Consider the following 23208-nt stretch of genomic DNA (forward strand, 5'->3'; position numbering starts at 1 on the left):
ATAAAAAAGAAAGTTTAGTCCCTCCTTCGACCGTAGATTGTATGGATTATAAACAGGAGCTTATTCTAAAACAAATGGAATCTCTTGGGAAACTCGGGCATTGGGAGGTTGATTTTGTTCATCAAACTTTACATTGGTCTGAGGGAGTTTTTCATATATTAGAATTGGATTCATCTTCAATGCCTGTGAATCTGGAGACTGGTTATTTATTTGTTCATCCTGAGGACAGAGAGCTTGCCACCTCACATATGAAAGAAGTTTTGGAAAAAGGAATTAGCTACGATTTAGAATGTAGGCTCATTACCACAACAGGAAAAGTCAAATTTGTTCATTCCCGCGCAGAAGTAGTTCGAAATGATAAAAATGAACCCGAACAAATTGTAGGAATTTTTCAAGATGTCACCGAACAAAGAGATGCGTATCAAAAATTGAAACTGCAAGAGTCAAGATTAAGTACCATTCTCCAATCGGAACCTGAATGTGTGAAGGTCGTTTCGCCGGATGGAATTTTGATCGAAATGAATCCAGCTGGTTTAGAAATGATAGAAGTAGATCATCCTGAAGATGCGATTGGCCAAAAAATTGAATCACTTATTTTTCCCGCAGATTTAAAATTTTATAGGACAATACACCAAAATGCGTTAAAAGGAATCAAATCCAGTGCACGTTTTCGTATCATTGGAATGAGGGGAACTCAACGTTGGATGGAGAGCACAGCAGTTCCACTAACCAACCAAATTGGTGAAATCAGTTCGGTCCTTAGTGTAACTCGCGATATTTCTGAAAAGGTCATAAATGAAGAAAAACTGATACGGATCAAACGTAACCAAGAAGCTTTAATTAATGGGACTTCCGACTTGATTTGGTCAATTGATAATAACTTTTGTTTGGTGGCTGCCAATAGGTCTTTTCTAAACTTACTTAGTTTTTTGCAGAATGCTACTGCAAAAGAAGGAGACTCCGTACTTGTTAAATCTGCAGGTGAAGGTTTTTATCTCAAGTGGAAAAGATATTATGAAAGAGGACTAGCTGGTGAATCTTTTACCAGCTACGAAAATTTTATAAGTCCCATCACCAATTTAGAAGAGCATAGAGAGGTTTATTTTAACCCAATCCATAATGCAGAGGGTCAAATCACTGGCCTTGCTTGTTTTTCAAAAGACATTAGCGATTTAATGGCAAAAAGAATGGAACTTGTTGCCAGTGAAAAAAGATATCGGGCTCTAGTAGAAAATGGAGTTGATGTAATCGCTATTTTAACCGCAGAAGGAAAAGCAAAATATGTTTCTCCCTCTGTTACCAAAGTATTAGGATATTCGGAAGCAGATGTTATGCATATGAATATATTCGATTATTTGCATCCCGATGACATTCCAAACATAAGAAAACGATTGGAAGAAGTTCAGAATATTCCCACTGGAAACACTCTCCCAAGCCATATTTTTAGAATCAAACATTCTGATGGTTCTTGGAGATGGGTGGAATCTACAATCACCAATTTAATTGAGGATGAAGCTATTGGCGGCATTGTAGATAATTTTCACGATGTTACAGAACGGAAAACTCAAATTGATGCGATCCAAATCCAAAACCAAAAATTAAGAGATATTGCATGGACGCAATCCCATGTTGTCAGAAGTCCCCTAGCAACGATTATGGGCATTATTGAACTGATTCGGACAGGTAGTTTGACGAAAGAAGAAGAGTTTAAAACTCTGCAATATTTGCTTGAATCAGCAAACGAATTGGACAAAGTGATCGGTACTATTGTGCGAAAGTCACAGGAAGTAATTCCTCCAGAATTTAATTCAAATTCATAAGGATTTTCACTTGCCATAGAATTTTCTTCTGTGTTAATTCATGGAACCATGATTCTTTCAACATTCCTATCCGATTTATTTCTTTCCCTTGTTTCGCTCTTTGTAGCGTACCGCTTTGTCGCTAAATCCTCCATTCCGTCCCGGGCTGCATTGTATGGATTTGGTATCATTGGAATCTCTGCAGGTCTTGGCTCGATCCATTTTCTCGGCATAAATACCCTCGATTCAATTTATCATTTTTTCGTTGGTTTGTCCGGTTGTTTGGGAGTGCCACTGCTGGGACTGGCATTTTTTCATTTCACATTTCGATCTCTTTCGGAAAAAACTTTTTTCCTTTTCATTGCAGTTGCTTTTCTTCTTTACTTAACCTTTTCCTATCTCTACCCGCTGGGAATTTATTCGACAGTAGTTGGTGGAATATCGATGTTAATCATTCTGATTAGTTCTATCGTTCGATTTCCAAGAAAATCAAATGCAGCGATTATGGGTATTGTAGGATCTGTATTATTTATCGTAGCCGGACTTGTGATTGGTACAAAGGGATCAACAGGTCCAATACTGAATGTTGATATATTTCATATCTTACTTGCGATTGCCAACTATTGTATCGCTGATGGAATTAAAAAATTAAGCTAGATTAATACAGAGGAGTTTGGAATTATCTTTTGTAGGATATCTATGGAAAGCTCCTCTTCTGACTCAACCTTAGAAAAAATACTAAAAATACAAACCGAGCTAACTGCTGCTAAACCAGATGTTCCTTACTTGTTAGATCGCATCACTCTCCGCGCCAAAGAGATTACTGGTTCTGAGGGTGCTGTTTTCGAACTTGTGGAAGGTGAAGATTTGGTTTACCGTGCGGCCAGTGGTAAAGCAGAAAACCAAATTGGACTAAGATTACCCATGAAAGGTAGTTTTTCCGGCCTAAGCCTCCAGTCAAGATCCACGTTGTATTGTGTCGATTCCGAAGAGGATGATCGTGTCAACCGTGAGGCATGTCGTGTTGTTGGCCTTCGGTCTATGATCGTTTTGCCTTTATTCTTTGATACAGAAGTATTAGGAGTGTTGAAGGTTTATAGTTCCAAAGTTGGATTTTATTCATCTAATGATACCCATGTGCTAAATATGTTGTCAGGCACAATGGCTGCCGTTTTACACAATGCATATCGTTGGGCAGAAAGGGAAAAAAGTTTGCAATCGATGGCCTATCTTGCAAGTCATGATGCACTCACAGGTATTTATAACCGATCTGCATTTTACGATTATTTAAGAAAGGGCCTTTTCCAAATCACAAACGATAGCCGGTTTTTAACGATCGCCCTTTTCGATTTGGATGGACTGAAAAATGTGAATGATACCTATGGTCATGCCGCGGGAGATTTTTATATTTCTCGGTTTGCTAGTCGCTTTTTGCCTTTTGTCCAAAACCAAGATATACTGGCAAGACTAGGAGGAGATGAGTTTGGTTTGATCCTAATACATAATGAACCGAAAAAATCCATTGTCAATCTTCTCGAACATATTAGAACCGCGGTCGAAGGAGAGATCGAATTTGAGTCTACCAAACTCCAAATCAAAACGAGTATGGGTTTTGCTTTTTATTCAGAAGATGGAGTTGATCCTGAAACTTTAATGGCCGTTGCCGACAGTAGAATGTATGAAAACAAACGGGCACGTAAAAAAGGAGAAATTTTATAACCTCAAAATAAAATCTCTGGATTTAACATTTGTCTAATAAAGACAGATGAGTTTACGTTCTCCATTATTTTCAGAGTCCCTTCTTCCTAATGGCACCAAATTGCCAAACCGAATTGTTAAAGCAGCAATGGAAGAAAATCTTTCCAATCCAAAATTAGAACCAGACAAAGCTCTTTGGAATTTATATGAAACCTGGGCACTCGGTGGAGTTGGGACAATGATCACAGGAAATGTAATGGTAGACCACAGAGCCATGACAGGACCTGGTGGTGTGGTTCTAGAGGAAGGCACTCCCTTGGAAGGATTTCGCCAATGGTCATCGAAAGCAAAAGTAGCAGGTGGAAAGATCATCATGCAGATCAACCATCCTGGCAGACAAGTGTTATCCAAGTTAGGTGGAGAGGTTTGGGCTCCTTCTGCAGTGCCGGTCGATATAGGGAAATTTTCTAAACTCCTTGGCAAACCTAGAGCTATGACAGAATCAGAAATTGATGAAACCATCCAAAGATTTGCAAAAACTTCTCAGTTGGCGGAAGAATCTGGATTTGATGGCGTTGAAATTCATGCAGCACATGGATATTTGATCAGTCAATTTTTATCACCTATTGCTAACCGAAGAATTGATAAATGGGGCGGTAGTTTAGAGAATCGATCGCGGTTTTTGACCGAAGTGATTCAAGTGGTTCGTAAAATAGTAAAACCGAATTTCATTGTTGCTGTAAAACTAAATTCTGCCGATTTCCAAAAGGGTGGATTTCAGTTCCAGGATGCGAAAGATGTAATATTCAGATTACAAACGTTAGGTGTTGATTTTATTGAATTATCTGGCGGAAACTATGAAGCTCCTGCTATGCAAGGAGAATCTCGTGATGGTTCTACCATTTCCAGAGAGGCATATTTTCTGGAGTTCGCCAGTGAAGTTTCAAAAACAGCAACGGTTCCTATTTTAGTTACAGGTGGAATTCGTAGGAAACAAATTGCAGAATCGGTTTTGGAATCTGGCGTTCCTTTAGTGGGTATGGCTACTGCTCTTGCCCTCAATCCCAATCTTCCCAATGACTGGAAAGAAGAGGAGAAAGAAAAAATTCCAGTTTTGCCAGAACCAAACTGGAAATCGAAAACATTAAAAGGTTTGGCCAATATGGCTATGGTTCGTTACCAATTGAATCGATTGTCAGAAAATAAAAAACCTCAAATTAAGGTATCACCTATCCTGCGTCTTTTGATGGATCAAATTCGTTTGGCTCGTTTGACTAAACGATACCAAAAATGGATTCGAAACCACTCTCGTTAAGAAAGTTTGCCATTTCTCTTATAAAATTTTTCACGAAACCCAATGGCAAATTTAACAAGTAAAATGAGAGCAGGCACTTCAATGAGAGGACCGATCACTCCTACAAAAGCAGCCCCACTCTGGATTCCAAAAACACCAATGGCTACTGCGATTGCCAATTCAAAGTTATTCCCAGTTGCTGTAAAACTAACAGCCGCATTTTTAGAGTAATCTACCCCTAATTTGTACCCGATCCAAAGACTTAGAAAAAACATAATTCCAAAATATAAAAGAAGAGGGATTGCCACTCGAATCACATCATCACTTAACTCAAATATCATTTCACCTTTCAAACTGAACATTATAACAATGGTAAATAATAGTGCTATAAGTGCTAAGGGTGAAATTTTTGGAAGAAACTTAGATTCATAGAAATCTTTTGTTCCCCATCTTTCAAATCCATATCTGGAAAGGAACCCAAGAAAAAATGGAATTCCTAAATAGATGCCCACAGTTTCCGCAATATCTGAAATCTGAATTGAGACTTCCGATCCAACCAAACCAAAATAAGGTGGGAAAATGGTTATGAATAAATAAGCATAAAAACTATAAAAGAAAACTTGAAATATACTATTTAAAGCAACTAAGGCAGCTCCATATTCTCGGTCTCCCTCTGCTAAATCATTCCAAACAATCACCATTGCAATACAACGTGCAAGGCCAATCAAAATCAATCCGGTCCTATATTCTGGTTCATTTCCTAGAAAAACGATAGCCAAAAAAAACATTAATATTGGTCCTATGACCCAGTTTAGCAAAAGAGAAATACTTAATAGTTTTCCATCTTTAAACACTTTTCCCATATCTCTATATTTAACTTTAGCTAATGGGGGATACATCATAAGGATTAAACCAATTGCCAAAGGGATATTGGTCGTTCCAATCGAAAGAGTAGAAAATTTGGAAACAACAGAAGGACAAAATTTTCCGATCAGTAAACCGATGATCATTGCTCCAAAGATCCAAAGGGTAAGGAATCTATCTAAAAAAGATAACGCTTTCACCTAACAACATCCTACTTGTTCATTTGTGTTTACTGTTCTATTAGTGGAACAACAAGACGTATTTGATTTTTCTAATTTTGGAAAGCTAACAGCATCTTTGGGGATACCGCAACTAGACGATGCTTTGCATTCCGTTTTCCCATCTTGTAATTGAATGAGAACTGCATTTTTCATTGGAATCATCTCCGATACAAAGTATTGCCGCATTGCCAATTTTTGATTTCCAAATTCAATGCGTAAAATTGCATTTGAAGGTATCTCCATTACATTCATTACTTTTTTGATAATTGAATTCACCTTAGAAAATGTCATCGATTCAGTATTTTTTTCAATGGTAGGTTCTAATACTTGCAAAATAATTTCAGTCCAAAAATCAGAATTACCACCACAATCTACCGATTGAATCTTTGCTAATTTGAACTCTGTAATATGATAATTTGGAAATATCGTTTGTCTATCCCCGTATTGAAAATGTAAATGAAATTCAGGATATAAATCTAAGTTGGTTTGAAAATCTTTCCATGTTAGCGTGTTCATTTTTTTTCTCCTATAATTCTTGGTTTACAAAGTTTTCGCAATATTTGCGAATTTCTTCCCTTGTGTTTGCAAAAGCGGCCTTCACTTCTTCTTCGGTGCCTAACAATTTGGAAGGATCAGAGAAATTGTGGTGAAATCTTTTCGCATCACTTGGAAAATACGGACAATTTTCTTTTGCGTGGTCACATACAGTGATGAGAAAATCAAAAGGAATGTCTTTGTATTCGTTGATATGATTGGAAGTATGATTCGATATATCAATTCCTATATCTTTCATTGTGGCAATGGCTTTAGGATTGACTCCGTGGGTTTCTATCCCTGCGCTATAAACATTGGCTTTGTCTTTTGCATAAAACCGCATCCAACCTTCGGCCATTTGGCTTCTGCAACTATTCCCTGTACAAAGGATTAATATATTTTTAGTTTTACTCACAACAGCTTCCTTTTTGTTTATTTTGATATGTTTGGATTGATTGGATATGCTCTGAAAGTTCCTGATAGGCCTTCGACAGATTTTCCCAATGAACGCAGTAACAAGAGGAGGTGCCTTCCACTTCCCCTTTCACGAGTCCACCTTCTTTTAACTCCTTCAAATGTTGCGATATAGTTGATTGTGCCAATGGCAGGATTTCAACGATCTCTCCACAAACGCATGTTTGTCGGTTGGCCAATACTTCTAATATCGCAAGTCTTGCCGGATGGGAGAGAAGTTTGGCAAATGAGGCAATCTTTTGGATATTTTCTGGGAATTCTGTTTTTTTGTTAAGAGCCATAGTATATCGTAAATATACGATTAATAAATCCTTAGTTGCCGTCAAGGGAAAATTCCAACTTATTCAGGATGGTTATGGTATTTGGGAAAAAGCTTCCCTGGAAATTCCAGGGAGTTTCTAAGGGAATTCAAATATGTTTTCGGAAAATAACAGGGCGTTTTCTTATAATCCCGAGCTATCGGGAATGACCACTGGTTCATCCGAAGTGGGAGTCTCCGGTTTGACATCAGCAGGTGTGTATCCGTTATCATTTTGTGATGGTTTGGTTCGGTTATCCCATTCGGCAGGATTTGGTTTTTTGTTTCCTTCCACAGAGAACAACCAACCATCTTCTTTCGAGTTTTTTGTTCCTTGCTCGTGAGGATATGAATCGATAGGTCTAATTGTAATAGATACGTATTGAATGATTCTTTCGTCTTTGACGGGATCCAAATAAGACAAGCTGTCATTACGCCATCTGTTTTTTGTGCGAGTTTCTCGGCGGAAACTTTTCATCACTAAATCAAGATCTTTGGAATACTTTGCAAACTGAGCCCTGGTCGTTTTTGCCTGAATTACATAGTACAATCCACCTTTTCTATGAAATAAAAAGCGATTGGAAACAAGTTGTTTTTGCTCTGTATAGTGTAACACAACAAAGACAGATTCATCAAATCCGGCTACTTCATTCTCCAACATTTTTTCACGAACCAACTTTAAGTCGGGATATTTTGTCAAAAACGTATCTACAGTTTCTTCAATAAACCGATCGATATCGTAATCTTTGGTGCGACGAGCTACATCAATTTGCAAAATAGCTTCCCGGTTCGTTTTGGATAACTGGATGCGAACCGTATCGGGATAACGCAAAACAGACTTTGCCCAACCCCTAGGATACTCAAACGCAAAACTTAAGGAATCTTCGATCCATGTTGCGGCATCCAATTGAGAAAGAGTAAGACATAATAAAACAAGTAGGCAAAGTCGCTTTTTCATACTTAGAATATCGGCCCCGAGTACCTTCATAATTGATAGTCAGTGAGACCTTTTCGTAAATCTTGCTCTGGAAAAAATCCTAAATTTGCAAAGGATTGTTCATCGTAAATTGCCACCGACTCTAATAGTGGTTGGAGAGGGGAACCGTGAAAAGGTTTCCTCCTGATGAAGGAAATAAACCTAAACATCAATTCTACAATTTTACCCCAAACACCTCCTACAGGGATCGGGATTAAAAACTTTCCGATGATACCAAGCTCTTGAAAGGTTCGGATGACTTGGTTTACGGTAACAAATTCTGGATGAGAAAATACATAAACAGGTTGTGTTGATTTTCCGTTTAACGTTTGTTTTGTCCATAAAGCAAGTGCTTTTGATGCATCTTCGATATGTATCAAGGATTTTTTTCGATCGGATGAAATATAAGGATATATTTTTAGTTTGGCTAAAGATCGTAATTTTGAGATAAAACTTTTTGTACTTTTTCCGTAAATACTTGCCATGCGAAATACGGAATAAGCTTCACTTGAGTTTAATACAAAATCTTCGGCAAGTGCTTTCGTTTTTGCATAAATGGTTTTTCCCGTCCTTTCACTGCCAATTTCTAAACTGACTTCTTTAGATCCATAAACTGAAACAGAACTTACAAAACCAAAATGGGGAATGTTTTTTGATTTTGCAAATTCTACGAGTAGTTTTGTGGAATTAACATTAATTTGGTGATAAAATTCTTCGGTAACTTTGATTCCGGAAACGACAGCAGCTAAATGAAGTATCAAATCCACAGACTCGGGAATCATAAAATCCTCTATTGAATTGATTTTTGTAAGATCCCTTTCATAAAACTTAAAGTTTTTATGAAAACGAATGGAGTTTGGAAAGTTGGCATAACTTTTACCAATGGCAATGATTTTAAAATCATCAATCAAACTATACAAAAGCTTTTTTCCTAAGACGCCACTTCCTCCAGTAATTAGAATCGTTTTTGTCATACAATAAATACCATTTGAAACCAACCGACCATAGCACCCAGGACCGCACCAACTAAAATTAATAATAATTCATCTTCTTGAAATGCAGATCTTAAAATGGATTCAAATTCTTTCGGGGGAAGGGCGGACATTCGGTCTCCCATCATGGTTTTAATTTCTAACGCTTCCCCTAAATATTCCTCTAAATGAAACGATTTTTCGACTGCATTGTCTGCCATCGCTACAGCGATCCTTTGTTTTGCGGTATCAAACTCTTCCATTTTTCCCGAAGCAAATAATGCTGGTTTTGCGAGGAAAGTAACGGAATCCACATGTGAGATAACTTCCTTACGGATAATACTGATTATATCTAAAGATGCTTTTCCAAAAATAAGTTCCGATAGGATGTTTTTTGGAGTAAGAATTTTTTCGCTTACTAGTTTTGCATAAAGTCTGGAAACTTCGGATTGCCTTTTTAAAAATAAACCCTGGTAAGTAAAAATTCCTAAAAACTTTTTTGGTAAAAGAGGGCGAAAAATCATTTCTAATGCAAGATAATTGGTTAGATATCCAACGATTACACCTTGGATAGGAAGAGTCCACGCAAGTGGATAATAAATCATAAAAACCATTTGCACTAGACCAAGTAAAAATCCAAAATAAAAGCCAGACCTTTCAATGAAGCGAAACTCAGGAGCTCCCACTTCTTTAAAGAGTTCAACCACGAGGCCGACATTTTTACCGGAAAGTTTTTTTAACACTAGGGCTTTAACGTCAAATAAGGAATCGATATCTTTTTGAAGTTTTCGAATCACTTTCCTGATGGTAACACCACTTTCTCTTTTTACCTTATGGTAAATTTCTTCCCGGACTACTTCAGGGATCATATCCCAGAGTTTCGGATCTAAAGCATCGGAAAACTCTCTCATCGTATAGCGAATGCTAGGCTCTAATGCCGGTAAAAAAACTAACTCCGCTTTTTTTGGGTCTACTTTTAAAAAAACTTCTTTAATGTTGAGAAGCCGTTCCGTGATGACATCAACGGATTTACTCGCCATTTTATGAGCCTTTCTTGGAATGATTCCCTGCCATCCAAAGTAGGGTGGAATTCCCACAAATTGGATGGGATAAAACGTCATCTTAAGGGCAAGCCAGTTGGTCACCCAGCCGACAAATCCATAGGTAAATGGAATCATCAGGAGTTTCCACTGCTCAGATGTGATCCAATTCTCCCACATATTTCGCTTTGAGTAAGCCCTAGAAGGGAAGTCTGGGGCAATCTAAATTCCTTTCGGATTTGTTTTTTCCCTCAATGGTCTTTGGGTTTCTTTTTTTTGCCGATACCCCTAAAAAAGATTTGCTTTGTGTACGGAAACGAACTACAAATGGTACACTTCGGCGACACTTAGGTATTTCTCGAAGTGCATTTGGAAAACAGTGGTTTTACCACAAAGCGAATTTTGATTAGAGGGTAGGTCTATGCGCGTTCGAGGAATCTTTACTGTTCTCGTTCTCATCTCATTGGTTTTTGTCGGTTGTTCTCGGAAAAAGAAATCGATGCCGTTCTGGTTCCTTTTAGGGACTGGTGGTGCGGTGGCTGATTCAAAGACTGGTCTCGACACTCCTCCTGATTCGAATGGTGTTCCTCTTCCTACTCCTGGGGATTCTGTCGGAGTAACCGATCCAGATGAAGTTCCTGGCAATCAATCCGAACAAGAAGTGCCTAATCATGGCCCTGCTCGCGTAATCGGAACCATCGTTCCTGCAATTTCTGGTGTCCCCGCGAATGTTGTCTGTGGAAATCCCGGTGCTCCTGCCGCTCCTGGATGTGTCGATCTGACTTTAATTGCAGTTAGAGTCGAAGTTGCCAATGGAAATACAAATACTCTTGTCGCAACCACAAACGCGGGAGCTGATGGAAAATTCATTTTTGATTTAAGTGATCTTCCTAACAATAACTATAGAGTACTTATCAATACAGGATTTGGACTCAATTACACCTACCAAGATTTTTCCTATGTATTTGATCCTACCCAAAACCCATATACTTTAGTCAATGTAGGTAACCTTCTCGCCGAACGTTTGTATTACGGTCAAGGTCCGGCACAATTTGTGGGAGTGGTGACAAGTCCTGGATTTTCAGGTGGCGGTGTTGTCATACCTCCAGGTCCCATTGCAGGGATTACTGTATCTATTGTGGACGCGAATGGAAACACTGTCGCTACCGGAGTGACAAATGCAAACGGATCTTATGTAATTAATATCAACCCTTTACCTAACGGAAATTATACTGTGGTCTATTCAGGAGATTCTGTAGAAGTATCAGGGCAACCTTTTGCCAATACTTCAGAATTTATCCATTTTACCTTTCCTGGAACCAATCCAAATACAGTGGCTGTTGTTGACTTGGGAGAAACGAGTCTCCCTTGGATGGCAGCGACAGAGAGTGACCTCCATTTAACAGGAAACATACTGAACGGTGCAATTGCTTCAGATTCTACATCTGTCTTTACCATAAAATTAAAGAATGAACAAGGCGCTATTTTACAAACGGCACAAATTACGGGTAATGGAAGCTTTATTATCGAAGGAAGTTATCTTTCAAACGGTGTATATTATTTAGAAGTATCCAATCCTGTATTTTATTCTGCTTCTCGATCGTTTTTGTTTACTGCATCGCCAACAGGCGGAACGAAAAACGTAAGTTTAACAGATCCGATTTTCATGGTGGCAAAACCTTCTTTTGTCACTGGGTTTGTCAAAGATGCCAACGGAGACCAAGTGGCGGGTGCTGTGATCAATGTAAGGCCATCGACAAACCAAGCACCTTCCCGCATCCTTTATTTGAAAGATGATCCAATTTTAGGAAATGCGATCAAACTTTGGATTGTAGAAGCCTTGAGTGCAGTTGCAGGAACTAATTGTTCTTTAAACCAAACGGGTTCTATTTGTGCCTGCGCTGTGAATCCAACGGCTTCCTGTTTGGTGTCAGCGCAAGGTTCTGGACCTTGGGCTTACCAAACTTATGGAAATAAACTTTATGAAGTCAATCCAAGTACCAAAGAAGTATCTTTTCTGGGAGCAAGTGGGCTTTGGGCTTATTACATTTCTGCTCCTGGATTTGAAAACTACTGTGGTTCACAATCCGCTCCTTGTTCATCAAATCCTTTACAAATTAGTTTGAATGGTAACAACTATAATGCGGGAACGATCTCACTTACATCCATAGCGGCACGTTCCCAAATTGCTGGAACGATCTCGGTTCGTGATACGGCACCAACAACCAATTCCATTCATACAAACCAGTCCGGACTTTTTGTGGTTCTTTTGGGAAATACTTCGGCAGATGGTACTACCTTGGCCCATATCACAACAACTTCCAGTGGGCAGTTTAGTTTTGGTGGAAGTTCTTATGTAGTTTCTTTACCAACGATCCTTCCTCCTCCGTTTACGAACGATGAAGCTGGTCGCGTGGGATATGCATTGTATCAATTGGGTTCTGGTCTTGCGACTACCTTATCGCAAACACCAAACGTAGCTCGTAACAATGATAGTTCTGCTTCTGTAGATATCATTAATGGAAACGAATACAATTTCCGCCAAAGTTCTTATCAAATGATTGTTGTGGATCGTGTGGCTCCATCTTACCAAACAAGTTATTTATCATCCACCAGTTTGCGAGTTGATACATCTTCTGTAGCCACAAACCAATATGCTTCTTCCCCTGTTTTATATAATGTAAACGGAGTTGTGATGCATAGCCCAAGGGCCACAGTTACGGGTGTGGTGACGGATGCTGTGTCCACTCAGAACGTGAGTGGTGCTACGGTGACTCTTGGACGTCTTGTGGGGGGAAATTTTTCTGCTGATGTCCACAGAGACTGCTCGGGTGGTTTTGATTCGCCAAACTGTTCTGTTTCTTCCACAAGAACATCTGGTTCAGACCAATTAGTTGGATCTGTTACTTCACAATCAAACGGAAGTTATAGTTTCCCATTCCTTTCCCCTGGTTCTTATCAACTTCGTGTGGAAAAAAATGGAATTACCACTTACTTCCCTGTAGAAGTGGGAACTGGTGGTGGGACGGTTGTGGTCAATACTCCAGTGATTACCAATGACGGTCGTGGTCATTTAACAGGATCAGTGCGAACTCCGGGAGGATTTTCTTTCCTTGGAACTTATTCTTTAGAGATTGTGGATCCAAATGGTGGTGTTTTACGTCCATCAGCAGGAGTCCAACCTGCGTCGATTGCAACAGGATCCACTGTATTCTCTAATGCAAGTCAATACACAATATTTAACATCAATGCAGGTCGTTGGAAAGTTCGTTTTGTTTCGGCCGGGTACCAAACTGTGGAAGGTATTGTGGATATCCAAGCTGATGTCACCACAAACTTCGACATCATAACTTTTGTTCCTGGCAGTCAAACCAGTGGATCTATCTCTGGACGTACCTTGTCAGCTCTTTATAATACTGGAGTTTGTAACCTAACGGCACGCATTCGACCTGGCGTAAATGTAAAATCAGGGGCTTATGCGATCGACGCCAATGGTGTGACAATCCCAAGTGTAAAAACGGCAACTGACGGATCTTATGTGATCCCTTCGGTTCCTCCTGGAAACTACACTTTAGAAGTATCTGGTTCTGGAAAAAGGGGAGATTGTACTTCCGTTTCCGAAAATTATGCAACAACCTACAGGACGGTGGTTTCTGCCGGTTCAGAAACACCTGCAAACCAAAACATTCTAGTCACACCAATTCTTGCAGATAATGAAATTCGAATTGTGCTTTCTTGGGGGGCTAAACCACGGGATTTGGATTCCCATTTGCAATATGGAAATGCGGCGAATGACAGAATTGTTTGGAATAATAAAACTCCTCTTGGTTCTGGAAATGGTAGCTTAGATTATGATATCACTACTGGATATGGTCCAGAAACTATCACCGTGCAGGGATCGATTTGGAATAAACCTAACCGTTATTACAGTATCTATAATTGGTCTGGTGAAGCACTTATGGGAATCTCAGGAGCCAATGTGCGGATCTTCAAGGGAAGTGTAGGAGAAGTGAGAAACTATTCCATTGCGCCAAACCATTCGAATCGCTGGTGGAAAATCTTCTGTATCGCACAAGATAAATCCATATCGGATGTGGGAACTCCTGGTTGCAGTGCTTCCAATTTTATAGAAAGATCAATGTATTATTAGTAGATAGTTTTTTTGAAACGGCCCACATGCATTGCGGATGCCGTTTCCAATTTCTTTACCTATTTTAATCTAGGAAAATTTAGGAAAGGATAGTAACGGAATACTGTCCTTTTTTTTCATTCACTTGTAAGTCTAAGTCATAGAGATTCGATAGATTCTTATCGGTTAACACTTCTTTTTTGTTCCCAAAACTGATAACGTTTCCTTCTTTTAATAAGAGTATTTTAGAAAAGTCTTCGGGGATCTCTTCGATTCTATGTGTGATGAGAATTCTTGTCATTTTCGGATTTGACATTTTTAATTGAGATAAAGATTTTCCAAAATCCGTTCTCGCTGTAATATCTAATGCAGCTGTGGGTTCATCCAAAACTAAAATTTCTTTTCCCACACCGAAAGCTCGTAATAATAGAACCTTCATTTTTTCGCCGGAAGAGAGAGTAGAGTATATTTGATTTTTTTTGTGATTGAGGCCAATGGAATCTAACAGAGATTCTGCGATTTTTTCTTGTTCTATTGTTGGTTCTTTATAGAGACCAAGAGTTCCGATGATTCCAGTCAAAACCATTTCAAATGTGGAAAGTCTTTGTAGTAGGGTTTCTTGGTGGCCGGGTTGCACCATTCCAATTCGATTTTGTAAAGGTGCCATCGGAGTTTCCCCGTAGGTTTCGCCAAATGCAGAAATAGATCCTGTTGTGGGCCAAGAATAACCAAATAGTAAATTGATTAGGGTTGTTTTCCCCGCTCCATTTCTTCCAATGATGGCAAGAGAATCACCTTGGTTTAAAGAAAAATGAACTTGGTCTAAAATCTTTTTGTCGGTTCTTACAAACGAAACGGAATCAAAACGAATTACTTCACTCATTTGATTTTTTAAATAGAAGTTCGATTTTATTCACGGCAGCAGAGAATACATCGATGTTATCTAAATTAAATTTTGCGAGTAGGATTTTGTCAATGGCATAAAACCCTTTTTTCTGCTCATGATAATCGGCCATCATATTTGCCATATATATGACTTCGACTAAATCACGTAATTCTGCTGGAGCTAAAAATGGTTTGTGATGGTATTCGATGGCAACACGTAGGTCGAGAGGGAATTCCCATTTTTCGGCAAGAAGGGCACCTAGCTGTGGGTGGCTAAGTCCAATGGCCATCTCTTCTAGTAGAGTTGAGTTTCCTGAATCAACGCCTCTTTGGTAGGTCTCAATTTTTTTGAAAAAGGCCCGATCCACTGATAGTAAGAGGAATTTTCCTATATCGTGTAACAAAGCACTTACGGCAATGATATCTGCAATTTTGTTTGTATGATTGTTTTCTGTGGCCAAATAACGTGCGTAATAACTGCACCTGCTGGAATGGTCCCAAACATCCATCATCTTTCCATATTGGCCATCCATGATTTTACGGACTCCGGAAACATAGAGAAGATTTCGTAAGTTCTTGAGGCCAACCACTTTGACTGCTTGTAAGATAGAACTGACTTGGCTACGGTTTGCAAAAAATGCGGAATTGGAAAGTTTTAGTAAATCTGCAGAAAGTGCAGGATTTTTTTCTATTTCCTGAGATATCATATGTAAGTCAGAATCAGGGTTGTTGCAAAGTTGGATGATTTTTGTAAGAGAATGCGGTAATGGAGGTAATCCATCAATTTCGTTTAGAAGTTTTGTTTTTAGGTCTGTTTGGATTTCTACAGGAGTTGTGACTTCTGGAACAGATAGAGTAGCGCGTGTTATTTTGTCATTGGTGAAAATTTTGAATTTTTCCGAGCCAATCCCTGAATTTTTTAATAGGAGTTGAATCAGTACTAATCCTAAACCTGCGGATTCTGTGCTGTCTGAAACATCAGTAAAAGCATCAGAAAGGTCATTATAATTCTTTGCCACTTCGATTCTTCGGTTAACTCGTGCTAATTCCTCTTTGGTGATAGGAGCGTTGTTTTCCACAGCAAAGTGAATGGATTTCCCCTCGACTTTCATGAGTAGGCTAATGTAGTAATTTCCTCCATCTAACCGACTCAATTGTTCATTCCATTTCATGATGATATTTTCTTGGAATCGGGACATACCTTTGGCATAATCACTAGCATTTTGGATGTCCAAATTTTCTCGAGTGAAGTAGTCGCGTTTTGCATTTGCCTTGTTGGCGTTCATGAGGAGTTCTTTGAGGACTGTGAAGATGACTTCTACTAAATAAAGTTTATCCATATACCCCATTACATGGACAAGTAATGCGTATATCTCCTGATTTTGTTCTTCTGTAACAAAGTAAAAGTTAATTCTGGATTCTTTTGAGGTCTCTAATTGAGAGATAATATCTTGAAAATTCACTAACGTCTTTTCCCGTAACACTCTTATATTTTAATTTCTTTTGGACGCAATAGATATTTTTTTCCCATCCGATTTCTATTTTGTCCCAGGGGACTTGTATAGTGATGATAACAGTGGAGGAAATCACTATGGATATGTTAGACCAAATGAATTTGCATTTGCTTATGCAAGAGAGATTAGAAAAAATTTTAGAGGATATGGAAAGAAGACCTAAGGGGAAATCCAAAAAAACAAAGTCTTTGGATCGGATTCCTGCAAATAAGGAACAAGCTGAGTGGAATTTACAAGAAATACCTGTTCTATTCGGTGCTTAACTTAGTGAAAACCGCAACCAGGTGTTGAGGGTTTTTTTATGAATGATTTCGGAATGGTCTTGGTCGGCCCACTTTGCCAAATCCGCTATCGATGGGGGAAATCCCTGAAAAGATTGTAGGGAGTATGTTTGATCCTGGATGGATAAAAAATTCATTTCCTTGGCTTCGGAGAGAAACCGAAAACCGGGTAAGGATTCTTTTTGATTCAGTTCTGCCCAAGCAATTTGATTTTTACCTTTTCTTTCACCAGAATACAGACGTTTGGTGGTGATCTCTAGGCTTTTTTTTCTATTGATATCCGGTAAATAAAACCGCTCGTATCCGGTTCCTTTACAATGAGATTTTCCTCGTTCTGCGAGGTAACTCACTCCGCTGACAAAAAATTCCCTTTCTTTGATTGCTTCTGTTATGGATAAAACCATTCCCAATAAATTCAAACTAGGATTGGTATAATGTGGCCAAGTTTGGCCTAAACTATTCTGAAATAAATGCTCTGTAATTTGATCAAGAGGGTGTCCTGTATTGACAAGAATTTTTGGATTTGATAGTTCAAAGATATATGACGATCCACCTAACCAAGTTATGATGGGAATTTGTTTTGGTAAATCTAGCAGATAATGGTAGGTTGTTCCTCTACCCGAATCAAATGAAACGATATAATCTGGTATGATTCCATTCGGTAATAGATATCCAATTGCGGTGTCACTGGCAAAAATAAGAAAATGGTTCCGATCTTTTTTGATCTGAGGTAAATCGAGTTCTAAACCAGGACTAGCACCCACAAATAAAACAGAGGTTTTTTTTCCAGAAAAGGATTGGAACCAATGGATTCTAGTATCGTTAGAAAAGAGTCCGGTTCTATTTTTTAAGTAGTTGTGGGTCCATAATTTACTGAAATGTTGGATGGTGTTTCTATTAATATCTTTTGGAGAAAATTGTGATTGGAAGTTGTTTTGGCAGTTTTTGATAAGTTCCGGAAACGTTCTTTCGTAACTAGGTGTAATATATAAACTCCATTTTGAGTTTAAGATATGGGAACCATTGGCAAGATTTCGAATTTTTTCTTTTAGTTCTGACCAATTGGGGTCGGTACCAGTTACCAATAATAAATCGAGTCCTTTTGCTTTGGCCAGTTCGTTTAGATTTGTAACTTCTTTTTGAAATTCATTTAATTCATAAATTTCTTTATGAGGCTCCCAGAAAACGATAGTTTGGTGTTTATTCTGCGTTTCTAAATAAGTTCTAATAATATGTAAAGCCCCAACCCCAAGGATGACGGGAGTTACAGCAGAACTTAAGCCCGATAGAAATCGGGAAGCCTCCTTTTCAGGGGAGACTCTCGAGTGTAGGTAAAAATTGTCGGAAGTTTGAAAGTTATAGAGAAGGTTGTTTTGGAAGTGTGGGATTAGAGGAATGGGAGTAACCTCTTAGTCCTCATCATCCTCGTCTGAATCTTCATCGTCTTCATCAGAATCGTCGTCGAAATCATCATCGTCGTCTTCGTCTTCTTCTTCGGCATCATCCCCAAATTCATTTTCGTAACCATCATCCAGTTCTGGTTTACGAGCTTCTTCTTCAGGGATAAAATCCTCTTCGATATCCTCTTCTGCATGAGGGGCAAAAGAAGTTCCTGCGGTGGATGTAACTCCTGCCAGTTTGTCTTTTTCAGCTTGGAGAAGGGCTTTTTCTTCAGAAGAAAGGTATTTCCACTGAACCATATCGTTAGTAAGTGCGTATAATGCTTGAACCGTCAATTTACGGTTTTTTAACTTTTTCGGGAGTGTGATCTTTTCAATTTTATCGATCGTGCTGAAACCGGCCACGCAAGTTTCGTATTTTTTTTCCCGGCAAAGTTCTATTAAGGATACGATATCGAAGTCTTCTTTATGCGATTGGCTCATTTTCTTTGATTCCCTGATGGAAGAGAGTGGAATGTTAGACCAGGTTGAGGGGTAGGGGTCAGATGTCAAGGTAAAGTTCGAAAACGGGCTTTACAGGCTCTCTCCCAGTCCAAACATGGGGAAGGATCGTCCAATATATGGGATTTATGAAAGCCTCCCTCATTTTAACTGTTAGTTTATGTCTCATTAGCTGCGCTCCGGCAAAATCTTCTTACTTCGGTGAGGAGTCTTGGTCGGGACTTACCGTAAGTGGTGCCGAAATCTTGTTTTCCCAACTGGAAAAAGAGGAAATAGCACTAAACGTTTACTCACCCGACTGTGTTCCTTGTTGGAAAGAGATACCAGCACTCAATTTACTTCATGCAGAAATTGAAAGTCGGTTTCCTTCCAAGGCACTGTATATGGTGGTAGATCCATACCAGATTGTTCCAGATATAACCGAAGAGCGCCCGTTTGGTGAGGTGTATAGGTTGGCAAAAACACGAATGGAAGCGGAAATCAAAAACCGAAAAATCCAAGTGCCTATAGTTTTTATGAAACCTCCATTTCGTGTGAAAGAAGGTGGGCTCATTACCGGAACTCCAGAGACAATGCTATTTGTCACGAAACCAATGCGGTTGTATTATAATTTTTTAGGTTCCATTTCCGAACAAACATCGCCTGATGTCATTAGAAAAGAAGCAAAGTTTAATTTCTTTCGTTACCAATTTGGAATGGAATCATTATGAGAGCCGTTTTCATCAGATTTATTGATTGTGAGGGACCAGGAATTTTAGAACCCTTACTCCGTGAAGCTGGTTATAGAATCAGTTACCAAAACGCTTATGACAGACGGATTCATTTGATGCCTGAAATTCATTTGAATTTTGATTTGATAGTGATGTTAGGTGGCCCACAGTCGGTGGCCGATCCTGACGAACAAGAGTTTTTTAAGCCATATTATGATATTGTAAATAATGTTGTAGCCCTTCCGAATAAAAAATTAATTGGAATTTGTTTGGGATCTCAGATCATTGCAAAGGCGTTAGGTGCTAATGTTCGTCCTGGAACGAAAGGCCCTGAAACTGGTTTTTCTGAACTTCATGTTTTAAAGCCAGAACATCCAATTTTTCAAGGGATTCAAAAAGAGTCAATTTTGGCATTTCACTTACATGAAGATATTTTTGATATTCCCGTAGGAGCCGAACATTTGCTTGCAAGTGATTTTTATGCAAACCAAATGTTTGCTTATAAAAACAGGGTATTCGCTTTCCAAACACACTTAGAACCAACGTTGGAAATGTTAAATGTTTGGCAATCTGTACATAAGGACTTTATTGCAAAAGGTACAGGTGATTTTTCTCTGATAGCAAACAAACAACAGGTTATGGCGGAAACGGCTAAAACCATATTTCGAAATATTATAAAATTATAACGGACCCGGTATGTTTCAAAAAATATTAACAATTTTATTCGGCAGTAAATATGATAGGGATTTAAAAAGACTAAACCCTATTGTAGAAGCTATCAATTCTTTTGAGCCAACAATCAAAGCGATGGATGATGAAACTTTGTCACAACAAACAGCAAAGTTCAAAGAAAGGTTGGCCGCAGGAGAAACTTTAGATGATATTTTGCCGGAAGCCTTTGCTACGGTTCGTGAAGTTTCCTACAGAACTTTAGGTATGCGTCATTTTGATGTGCAGATGATGGGTGGTATTTCTTTACATTGGGGTAATATCTCTGAGATGAAAACCGGGGAAGGTAAAACTCTTACATCGACTTTACCTATTTATCTCAATTCTCTTTCTGGAGAAGGAGTCCATGTTGTCACGGTAAACGATTATTTAGCAAAGCGAGATGCAAATTGGATGCGTCCCGTATTTGAGTTTTTGAAAGTCTCCGTTGGGGTCATTCAACATGACATGGATCATGAAGAAAGGAAGTTGGCTTATGATGCTGACATCACTTATGGAACGAATAATGAGTTTGGTTTTGATTATTTAAGGGATAACATGGTGAGTTACAAAGAGCACCGTGTGCAAAGACAGCATAACTTTGCTATTGTGGACGAGGTAGATTCAATTCTAATTGACGAAGCCAGAACACCATTAATTATTTCAGGTCCTGCGGAAGAATCTACAGATAAGTATCTAAAAGTTAATAAGATTATCCCTAAGCTTATTGAAGGTGAAGATTTTGAGATCGATGAAAAGGCAAAAAACGTCATTTTGTCGGAAGCAGGAGTTCGTCACGTCGAAGAATTGTTAGGTGTTGAGAATTTATATCATTCTGAAAATATTGAATTGGTTCATCACGTTCAACAAGCACTTAAGGCACATAAAATATTTTTTAAAGATAAGGATTATGTTGTCCAAGGTGGTGAAGTCATCATAGTCGATGAGTTTACAGGCCGTTTGATGAAGGGACGTAGATATTCAGATGGATTACACCAATCATTAGAAGCGAAAGAAGGTGTACAGATCGCTCGTGAGTCTCAAACATTGGCTTCCATAACTTTTCAGAATTATTTCCGTATATATAAGAAGTTAGCTGGTATGACAGGAACAGCAGATACGGAAGCTGAAGAATTCAAAAAAATCTATAACTTAGATGTAATTGTAATTCCATCAAATTTAAAAATCCAGCGACAAGACATGGCTGACCGCGTTTATAAAACAGAACGTGAAAAGTTTGATGCGGTTGTAAAAGATATCCAAGAAAAAGTATCTCGCAAACAGCCAGTTTTAGTGGGAACGATTTCTATTGAAAAATCAGAAGTTCTTTCTAAACTTCTGACTTCTCATGGAATCTCGCATAACGTATTAAACGCAAAACAACACGAAAGAGAATCTGAAATTGTCGCAAACGCAGGACGTCCAGGAGCCATAACCATTGCTACTAACATGGCGGGCCGTGGAACGGATATTGTTCTTGGAGGGGCTCCAAAGTACAAAGAGGATTTGGAAAAATTGGACGAGCGTTGTGATGCTTTAGGAATTAAAGCAAAAGCTGAACTGGAAGTTGTTTATAGTTTTCGCGAAAATTTGATCAAACAAAAATTTGAAGATGCCGAATCCAAAATTTCTGAAATCAGGAATGAAAACATTAAGAAAGATTGCGAAAAGATTTTATCCGAAGCTAAAAAATGGAAAGTTGATCATGATTTTGTGATTGGTGCTGGTGGTTTACATATCATCGGGTCAGAGCGACATGAATCGCGTCGGATTGATAATCAGCTCAGAGGTCGTTCCGGTAGACAAGGAGATCCAGGATCTTCCCGGTTTTATTTATCCTTACAAGATGATCTGATGCGTATTTTTGGATCCGATCGAATTGCTCGAATTATGGATACATTAAAGATGCCAGAGGGACAAGAGTTGGAACATAGCATGGTTTCCAATGCAATTGCACGTGCGCAAAAACGTGTAGAAGGGCATAACTTTGATATCAGAAAACACTTGTTAGAATATGACGATGTGATGAATCGACAAAGAATTTATATCTATGGAATTCGCAATGAACTTTTAGATAAAGGAAACATGTCTCGAACCATCGTTGATTTCTTCGATGAAGTTGTTGAAAATCAAGTAATTCTTTATTGCGAAGGAAACAATGTGGATGCATGGGAAGTTGACTCCCTCAATGAGTGGATTCAAAGTTTAGGTATCTCAGAGACAATTGATCCTAAACAATTTAAAAAAGAATCGAACCCGCAGCTCAAAGTCTTTGAGGTACTTTCCAAGTTAGTAAAAGAATTATATGAATCAAAAGTTTCTTCTATTGGAGAAGAAGTATGGCGATCGATTGAAAGAAATGTGTTTCTAGATATTTTGGATCACAGGTGGAAAGAACATCTATATGCAATGGATCATTTGAAGGAAGGAATTTGGACTGTTGGTTACGGTGAAAAAAATCCTTTGATAGAATATAAACTACAAGGATTTAAGATGTTTGACCAATTGGTTGAAAATCTTAAAAATGAAGTAGTTTCCTTCTTACTGAAAATAGAAGTGACTGACTCGGATCGCAACCAAGATGAATCTTCACCAAAAGAATACAAAAAAATTGGTGAGGAGCAAAGAGCCGAGGTGGATATGTTTGGAAATGAAGTTAAATCTAACAAAACTAAGCCTCAAGTTTCATCCACAACTAGCTCCGGTGGTGGTTCAGAAAGAAAGTCGAGCCGTAGAAAAAAATAGATTCGTCTAGCGATTCTTTGACTAACATCCAACTCTTACTTTTTAATTAGCATAAATTCTAATTTAGTGTGGGTTGGATGTTTAATCATTTGAAAACCTAAATTGAATCAGTATCTGAAATAAACTATAATCTATTCTTTACGGTACAACCTATTTGTTTCATTGA

At 38.6% G+C, this 23208-nt stretch carries 20 protein-coding genes; 9 read left to right on the forward strand and 11 right to left on the reverse strand.

Translation table 11 applies throughout. The features are described 5' to 3' along the window. Positions 1–41 precede the first annotated feature (41 nt). From ND811_RS18030 to ND811_RS18045, 4 genes are read left to right on the forward strand one after another with little or no spacing between them, the layout of a single operon-like run. Positions 42–1820 carry a PAS domain-containing protein gene (locus ND811_RS18030; protein ID WP_407658925.1) on the forward strand — a complete coding sequence of 593 codons (1779 nt, stop codon included), beginning with the start codon at positions 42–44 and terminating at the stop codon, positions 1818–1820. Between the two features lie 48 nt (positions 1821–1868). Further along, positions 1869–2456, forward strand: coding sequence for a DUF6962 family protein (locus tag ND811_RS18035; protein ID WP_265353381.1), 588 nt, complete (start codon positions 1869–1871; stop codon positions 2454–2456). A gap of 42 nt (positions 2457–2498) precedes the next feature. Beyond that, positions 2499–3518, forward strand: a complete 1020-nt coding sequence (locus tag ND811_RS18040; RefSeq protein ID WP_265353380.1) for a sensor domain-containing diguanylate cyclase — start codon at positions 2499–2501, stop codon at positions 3516–3518. 46 nt (positions 3519–3564) lie between these two features. Further along, a complete protein-coding gene (locus ND811_RS18045) occupies positions 3565–4812 on the forward strand; it encodes an NADH:flavin oxidoreductase/NADH oxidase family protein (protein WP_265353379.1) in 1248 nt (415 codons plus the stop codon). Here the strand turns inward: ND811_RS18045 and arsB are convergent. From arsB to ND811_RS18080, 7 genes are all read right to left on the reverse strand, one after another. Beyond that, complete coding sequence (gene arsB, locus ND811_RS18050; RefSeq protein ID WP_265353378.1) at positions 4809–5855, reverse strand: ACR3 family arsenite efflux transporter; 1047 nt, start codon at positions 5853–5855, stop codon at positions 4809–4811. The two genes, ND811_RS18045 and arsB, sit on opposite strands and share 4 nt — an antisense overlap. After that, entirely contained in the window at positions 5856–6392 is a 537-nt protein-coding gene (locus ND811_RS18055; RefSeq protein ID WP_265353377.1) for a DUF6428 family protein, read from the reverse strand. A 10-nt stretch (positions 6393–6402) separates the two neighbouring features. After that, a complete protein-coding gene (locus ND811_RS18060; protein ID WP_265353376.1) occupies positions 6403–6825 on the reverse strand; it encodes an arsenate reductase ArsC in 423 nt (140 codons plus the stop codon). Then, positions 6818–7165: an ArsR/SmtB family transcription factor gene (locus ND811_RS18065; RefSeq protein WP_265353375.1), complete on the reverse strand. Its 348-nt coding sequence runs from the start codon at positions 7163–7165 to the stop codon at positions 6818–6820. Before ND811_RS18065 ends, ND811_RS18060 begins: the two co-directional genes overlap by 8 nt. A 162-nt stretch (positions 7166–7327) precedes the next feature. Next, positions 7328–8140: a hypothetical protein gene (locus ND811_RS18070; RefSeq protein WP_265353374.1), complete on the reverse strand. Its 813-nt coding sequence runs from the start codon at positions 8138–8140 to the stop codon at positions 7328–7330. A gap of 26 nt (positions 8141–8166) precedes the next feature. Beyond that, positions 8167–9132, reverse strand: a complete 966-nt coding sequence (locus ND811_RS18075) for an NAD-dependent epimerase/dehydratase family protein (RefSeq protein ID WP_265353373.1) — start codon at positions 9130–9132, stop codon at positions 8167–8169. Continuing rightward, the gene (locus ND811_RS18080; protein WP_265353372.1) at positions 9129–10307 is read right to left on the reverse strand and encodes a DUF445 domain-containing protein; all 1179 of its coding nucleotides are present in this window, start codon (positions 10305–10307) and stop codon (positions 9129–9131) included. The genes ND811_RS18075 and ND811_RS18080 overlap by 4 nt, the downstream gene beginning before the upstream one ends. 283 nt (positions 10308–10590) lie before the next feature. Here ND811_RS18080 and ND811_RS18085 point away from each other — a divergent pair, with 283 nt between their 5' ends. Further along, positions 10591–14319 (forward strand): Cna protein B-type domain protein, encoded by a 3729-nt coding sequence (locus tag ND811_RS18085; protein ID WP_322113490.1) that lies wholly within the window; start codon positions 10591–10593, stop codon positions 14317–14319. 79 nt (positions 14320–14398) lie between these two features. Here ND811_RS18085 and ND811_RS18090 read toward each other — a convergent pair whose 3' ends face one another. After that, complete coding sequence (locus tag ND811_RS18090; protein WP_265353370.1) at positions 14399–15181, reverse strand: ABC transporter ATP-binding protein; 783 nt, start codon at positions 15179–15181, stop codon at positions 14399–14401. After that, positions 15174–16646, reverse strand: coding sequence for an HDOD domain-containing protein (locus tag ND811_RS18095; RefSeq protein ID WP_265353369.1), 1473 nt, complete (start codon positions 16644–16646; stop codon positions 15174–15176). Before ND811_RS18095 ends, ND811_RS18090 begins: the two co-directional genes overlap by 8 nt. Positions 16647–16750: 104 nt before the next feature. On the opposite strand from ND811_RS18095, the gene ND811_RS18100 reads away from it, so the two are divergent. After that, positions 16751–16960: a hypothetical protein gene (locus ND811_RS18100; protein WP_265353368.1), complete on the forward strand. Its 210-nt coding sequence runs from the start codon at positions 16751–16753 to the stop codon at positions 16958–16960. On the opposite strand, the gene ND811_RS18105 is transcribed toward ND811_RS18100, so the two are convergent. Both ND811_RS18105 and ND811_RS18110 read right to left on the reverse strand, forming a co-directional pair. Then, complete coding sequence (locus ND811_RS18105; RefSeq protein WP_322113489.1) at positions 16957–18063, reverse strand: 6-hydroxymethylpterin diphosphokinase MptE-like protein; 1107 nt, start codon at positions 18061–18063, stop codon at positions 16957–16959. The genes ND811_RS18100 and ND811_RS18105 overlap by 4 nt on opposite strands. Positions 18064–18387: 324 nt before the next feature. After that, positions 18388–18861, reverse strand: coding sequence for a DNA primase (locus ND811_RS18110; RefSeq protein ID WP_265353367.1), 474 nt, complete (start codon positions 18859–18861; stop codon positions 18388–18390). A 137-nt stretch (positions 18862–18998) separates the two neighbouring features. Here ND811_RS18110 and ND811_RS18115 point away from each other — a divergent pair, with 137 nt between their 5' ends. Genes ND811_RS18115 through secA form a run of 3 tightly spaced genes read left to right on the forward strand, consistent with a single transcriptional unit; the run spans position 18999 to position 23042 of the window. Then, positions 18999–19589, forward strand: a complete 591-nt coding sequence (locus ND811_RS18115) for a hypothetical protein (protein WP_265353366.1) — start codon at positions 18999–19001, stop codon at positions 19587–19589. Next, on the forward strand, positions 19586–20275 hold the full coding sequence (locus ND811_RS18120) for a type 1 glutamine amidotransferase (protein ID WP_265353365.1): 690 nt from the start codon (positions 19586–19588) through the stop codon (positions 20273–20275). Before ND811_RS18115 ends, ND811_RS18120 begins: the two co-directional genes overlap by 4 nt. A 10-nt stretch (positions 20276–20285) precedes the next feature. After that, entirely contained in the window at positions 20286–23042 is a 2757-nt protein-coding gene (gene secA, locus ND811_RS18125; RefSeq protein WP_265353364.1) for a preprotein translocase subunit SecA, read from the forward strand. The last annotated feature ends 166 nt before the right edge of the window (positions 23043–23208 follow it).

The organism is Leptospira soteropolitanensis (genome assembly GCF_026151655.1).
Taxonomy (GTDB): domain Bacteria; phylum Spirochaetota; class Leptospiria; order Leptospirales; family Leptospiraceae; genus Leptospira_A; species Leptospira_A soteropolitanensis.

Excerpts from the sequence above, each read along its gene's own strand:
- ND811_RS18030 (WP_407658925.1), top strand. The coding sequence starts at position 42 with ATGGATTATAAACAGGAGCTTATTCTAAAACAAATGGAATCTCTTGGG.
- ND811_RS18035 (WP_265353381.1), top strand. The coding sequence starts at position 1,869 with ATGATTCTTTCAACATTCCTATCCGATTTATTTCTTTCCCTTGTTTCG.
- ND811_RS18040 (WP_265353380.1), top strand. The coding sequence starts at position 2,499 with ATGGAAAGCTCCTCTTCTGACTCAACCTTAGAAAAAATACTAAAAATA.
- ND811_RS18045 (WP_265353379.1), top strand. The coding sequence starts at position 3,565 with ATGAGTTTACGTTCTCCATTATTTTCAGAGTCCCTTCTTCCTAATGGC.
- ND811_RS18055 (WP_265353377.1), bottom strand. The coding sequence starts at position 6,392 with ATGAACACGCTAACATGGAAAGATTTTCAAACCAACTTAGATTTATAT.
- ND811_RS18065 (WP_265353375.1), bottom strand. The coding sequence starts at position 7,165 with ATGGCTCTTAACAAAAAAACAGAATTCCCAGAAAATATCCAAAAGATT.
- ND811_RS18070 (WP_265353374.1), bottom strand. The coding sequence starts at position 8,140 with ATGAAAAAGCGACTTTGCCTACTTGTTTTATTATGTCTTACTCTTTCT.
- ND811_RS18075 (WP_265353373.1), bottom strand. The coding sequence starts at position 9,132 with ATGACAAAAACGATTCTAATTACTGGAGGAAGTGGCGTCTTAGGAAAA.
- ND811_RS18080 (WP_265353372.1), bottom strand. The coding sequence starts at position 10,307 with ATGATTCCATTTACCTATGGATTTGTCGGCTGGGTGACCAACTGGCTT.
- ND811_RS18085 (WP_322113490.1), top strand. The coding sequence starts at position 10,591 with ATGCGCGTTCGAGGAATCTTTACTGTTCTCGTTCTCATCTCATTGGTT.
- ND811_RS18090 (WP_265353370.1), bottom strand. The coding sequence starts at position 15,181 with ATGAGTGAAGTAATTCGTTTTGATTCCGTTTCGTTTGTAAGAACCGAC.
- ND811_RS18100 (WP_265353368.1), top strand. The coding sequence starts at position 16,751 with ATGATAACAGTGGAGGAAATCACTATGGATATGTTAGACCAAATGAAT.
- ND811_RS18110 (WP_265353367.1), bottom strand. The coding sequence starts at position 18,861 with ATGAGCCAATCGCATAAAGAAGACTTCGATATCGTATCCTTAATAGAA.
- ND811_RS18115 (WP_265353366.1), top strand. The coding sequence starts at position 18,999 with ATGGGATTTATGAAAGCCTCCCTCATTTTAACTGTTAGTTTATGTCTC.
- ND811_RS18120 (WP_265353365.1), top strand. The coding sequence starts at position 19,586 with ATGAGAGCCGTTTTCATCAGATTTATTGATTGTGAGGGACCAGGAATT.
- secA (WP_265353364.1), top strand. The coding sequence starts at position 20,286 with ATGTTTCAAAAAATATTAACAATTTTATTCGGCAGTAAATATGATAGG.